Source organism: Parendozoicomonas verongulae (assembly GCF_009711465.1).
GTDB classification, from domain to species: domain Bacteria; phylum Pseudomonadota; class Gammaproteobacteria; order Pseudomonadales; family Endozoicomonadaceae; genus Sansalvadorimonas; species Sansalvadorimonas verongulae.
In genome coordinates, this window is the sequence record NZ_SMME01000681.1 from 1 (window position 1) to 3,517 (window position 3,517).

Annotated in this window: 5 protein-coding genes and 2 tRNA genes; 4 read left to right on the forward strand and 3 right to left on the reverse strand. The window is 48.7% G+C overall.

Translation table 11 applies throughout. The features are described 5' to 3' along the window. Positions 1-328: 328 nt before the first annotated feature. Positions 329-655 carry a hypothetical protein gene (locus E1189_RS02745; protein WP_155158527.1) on the reverse strand — a complete coding sequence of 109 codons (327 nt, stop codon included), beginning with the start codon at positions 653-655 and terminating at the stop codon, positions 329-331. 216 nt (positions 656-871) lie between these two features. On the opposite strand from E1189_RS02745, the gene E1189_RS02750 reads away from it, so the two are divergent. From E1189_RS02750 to E1189_RS02765, 4 genes are all read left to right on the forward strand, one after another. Continuing rightward, positions 872-1,129, forward strand: a complete 258-nt coding sequence (locus E1189_RS02750) for an AbrB/MazE/SpoVT family DNA-binding domain-containing protein (RefSeq protein ID WP_155158528.1) — start codon at positions 872-874, stop codon at positions 1,127-1,129. Beyond that, entirely contained in the window at positions 1,123-1,470 is a 348-nt protein-coding gene (locus tag E1189_RS02755) for a type II toxin-antitoxin system ChpB family toxin (protein ID WP_155158529.1), read from the forward strand. Before E1189_RS02750 ends, E1189_RS02755 begins: the two co-directional genes overlap by 7 nt. 596 nt (positions 1,471-2,066) lie before the next feature. Then, a tRNA-Val gene (locus E1189_RS02760) sits at positions 2,067-2,143 on the forward strand. Between the two features lie 4 nt (positions 2,144-2,147). Beyond that, a tRNA-Val gene (locus E1189_RS02765) sits at positions 2,148-2,224 on the forward strand. A gap of 665 nt (positions 2,225-2,889) precedes the next feature. Here E1189_RS02765 and E1189_RS02770 read toward each other — a convergent pair. Beyond that, positions 2,890-3,144, reverse strand: a complete 255-nt coding sequence (locus tag E1189_RS02770) for a hypothetical protein (RefSeq protein WP_155158530.1) — start codon at positions 3,142-3,144, stop codon at positions 2,890-2,892. A gap of 162 nt (positions 3,145-3,306) precedes the next feature. Continuing rightward, the coding region (locus E1189_RS23375) for a hypothetical protein (protein ID WP_196221110.1) at positions 3,307-3,517 on the reverse strand (211 nt) is incomplete at its 5' end.

Sequence of the window (3,517 nt, forward strand, 5' to 3'; positions counted from 1 at the left end):
TTCATTCTCCACTACGATCTCCTGAATAAAGCTGCTTAGAAAATCTCTGATCTTCTTTAGTTTTTCTCTTGCCTGTAGTATATCTCGCATGAATTCAGATAATTCCCTGACATCCTCTTCCGTAACACTCGAAGTGTGGTGGCTCTTCTGTATCAACAATATCGATGCCAAGTACTGAAGTGCTCATGGGTGGTTTGCTCCAAACTATATTCTGGTGAAACCAGTGCGGCTCATTGAAGCCTGTTAGGTGGGGCGAACCATCCCATTACATCAAAGTAGCTGTACCCCTTGTTGCGCACAGCATCGATGCCGTAAGGGGGCCACTCGATCAGCGCCCTGAGTTTGTTCTCATCCAGGCGCAGAGATCGAGGATCTCCCCGGCGCTGCCGTTCTCCGGTTTATGACCCACATCAATAAACACATCCTGCCCACAGGTGCGGGCCTTAAAGTTGCGGATCTGCTCGGAGAGGGTTTGGCGGGTGATCTGAAAGCGGCCGTATTCGGGGTGCCAGAAGGAACCGGTACGGGTCAGCGTGACCCAGCTTTTCGCGCTGCGCTCGGTAAGAGTTACAGCTGATTCACTGAGCACCCGGTACCGATGCTGGTTATCACTGTCTCCCAGCTGAATTCTGGGAAGGGGTTGTGGTCTGGTCATCCGTTTACTGTCGCTTGCAGGGCCCGTGCTCCGGGCTTCGTATGCCTTCTTCGGTAAATACCAGAATCTCAGGTTATTGGCGACAGAAAAAGGGAGATGGATGTCGTTTTAGGCAACTTAGAACTATTCGAAATATAGGGTGAAATTGTTTGACACCCGGGGGAACTTAATTAAGATTGTTGTAACTAAGTTATAACTCTATAGGGGAGATAAATAATGAGAGCTCAGATCAGAAAGATTGGTAACTCCGCAGGAACTATTATTCCTGCCGCCATACTTCGGGAGATGAGCCTGAGCGAAGGAGACGATATTATGATCAGTAATACCGATGGTTGCATCATAATAGAGCCCGTGCAGGAAAAACCAAAATACTCTTTGGATGAGTTGCTTGCGAAGTGCGATGAAAATGCTCCCATGCCGGAAGAACTGAAGGAGTGGGATGAAGCTCCTGCGGTGGGCAACGAAGCATGGTAAAGGCTGTTTTTGATCGAGGCGATATCGTTAAAGTTTGCTTAAATCCCACAGAAGGCCGGGAATTACAGGGTGATTACCGGCCTTGCCTGGTTCTTTCCCCCAGAAAGTTTAACCGACTGGGTATGACGCTAATTGCCCCTATTACTCAAGGGGGTGAATTTGCCAGAGTGAAAGGTTTTACTCTTCCTCTATCTGGAACTGGAACAGAGACTCAGGGGGTAGTACTCCTCAATGCTGTAAGAATGGTTGATTTAGCAGCCAGAGATGCACAGAAGAAAGAAGCTGCCCCAGAATTTATCGTGCAAGAAGCTGTTGCGATACTAAACGCCATAATTGAGTAAATCGCGAATTAGCAGAACTATTTTATTCTGTTTAATAGTTCTACTTTCTGCTAAAAAGTTTTCAAAGTCGCGGGCACTCGCACCCACTCCTTACACTGACAAAGCGCTACCCCATCCCGCAGCTTCACACACCGGGAACGAATCACTTCCCCATCTCAGATCCGGTGATGCTGGATTAATACAATAAGTGCAATCGACTGAAATTTCTGATGTGAGCCAGCTGCTGGTACATTTCTCAGCACCAGCACTCTTGCGTTTGGCCATTATCTCTTTGAAAGGGAAGGGGATTATGAGGGTGGCAGTGGTTCTTAGTGTGGCGTGATCGGGGAGCCAAATTTAAAAAGTCGCTTACTTGGTAAGCGGCTTTTTTATTATCTAAAGAATATTTGGTATTTCGGGTAACTCCTTATGGAGCATAGGGCTCCTTAGACTTGCGTTTTCTTCGGGCGAACGGTAGATTATGTCGCATCTTTGAAGGCGGTTAGCTCAGCTAGTTAGAGTATTTCCTCAATGTAATAGGAATAGTCTATTGAAGCATAGGCTCGCCTGCATATGAGAACAAATTAGAGAACGAAACGCTTTATTTTCGCGACAATAGTCGATTAGCTCAGTTGGTTAGAGCGCCGCCTTGACATGGCGGAGGTCAGCAGTTCAAATCTGCTATCGACTACCAATTTAGGCGGTTAGCTCAGTTGGTTAGAGCGCATCCTTGACATGGATGAGGTCGCTGGTTCGACTCCAGTACTGCCTACCAAATCTAAGAATCCCGATCTGGAAACTGGTCGGGATTTTTGCGTTTAACAGGTATACCTTCCTGAAGGAGGTTTTCACCTGGTTTCCCAGTGCGAAATTAATTGATGATATTGAGCAACTCCTCCTCTGTAGCTATCCGGACCCACAATTTTACCGGGTTCAAAAATTGCCCCAGCCTTACCCATCAGCTAGCCTTTCTTGCCTGATTTGAATCAGAGGTTATGCTCGTTGCAAAGGCTGGCAAATACCTCATGGCTTTGGTTTATCCTGACCGTTGCTCCCTTTATTATTGCTGATGCGGGTATAGAGAAGCAGGTGAGTAGCCGTACGCTTGTTTTGCTAACAGATGAAGGGGGAGCAGATATCATCTCAACAGGCCATATCCGCACATCATCACCCGTCGTCCAGCCTTTGAACGACACATTCTGTATATCGGGCCCAGAAAATAGCCTGGTCTGCCAGGGGGTTGGGAGTCTATCCAGAATCAGGCTGTCGCGACAGGACAAGGAAACCCTTGGGCTGATAGCTGAGACGACAGATGAGGTGATGATAACAGGTGAATTCGTTGATGGATTCCCATTACCTTTTAACTCTGATATCCACGCCTGGGAAATTCACTGCCGGAAAGTTGTCAAACAAGAGATTGAAGAGGTTTATGAAACTGCGTCAACAGTCCCGGATGATTTGGATTACGACAGCCCTGCAATGGAAGTAGAGGTATTGAGCCAAAATGAGAAAGGGGCAGTACGTCGAGGAACGCGGAACACCACCTGCCGCTGCGGCACCACTTTTAATTCGGTTATTCAGCTTAAAAGCCACCGCCAGAGCAGCAGAGAGGCCCGGTGTAAAGGGAAGCAGAACACCACCTGCCGCTGCGGCACCACCTTCGCTTCGGTCAACCTGCTTAAATCTCACTGCCATAGCAGTAGCGATGCCCGGTGCAAGGGGAGGCGGAATATCACCTGCCTCTGCGGCGCTACCTTTGATTCAGCCACCCTGCTTAAATCTCACCGCCGGTGCAGCAGCGATGCTCGGTGTAAGGGGAAACAGAACACCACCTGCCCCTGTGGCGCCACATTCACTTCAGTCAGCCTGCTTAACACTCACCGCCGAGGCAGCAGCGAAGCCTGTTGTAAGGGAAAGCAAAAAACTACCTGCCTCTGCGGCGCCATCTTCGATTCGGTCAGTTTGCTTAATTCTCACCGCCAGAGCAGTAAAGACGCTCGGTGCAAGGGAAAGTGGAACACCACCTGCCCCTGTGGTACTACCTTCGATACGGTCAGCCTGCTTAACT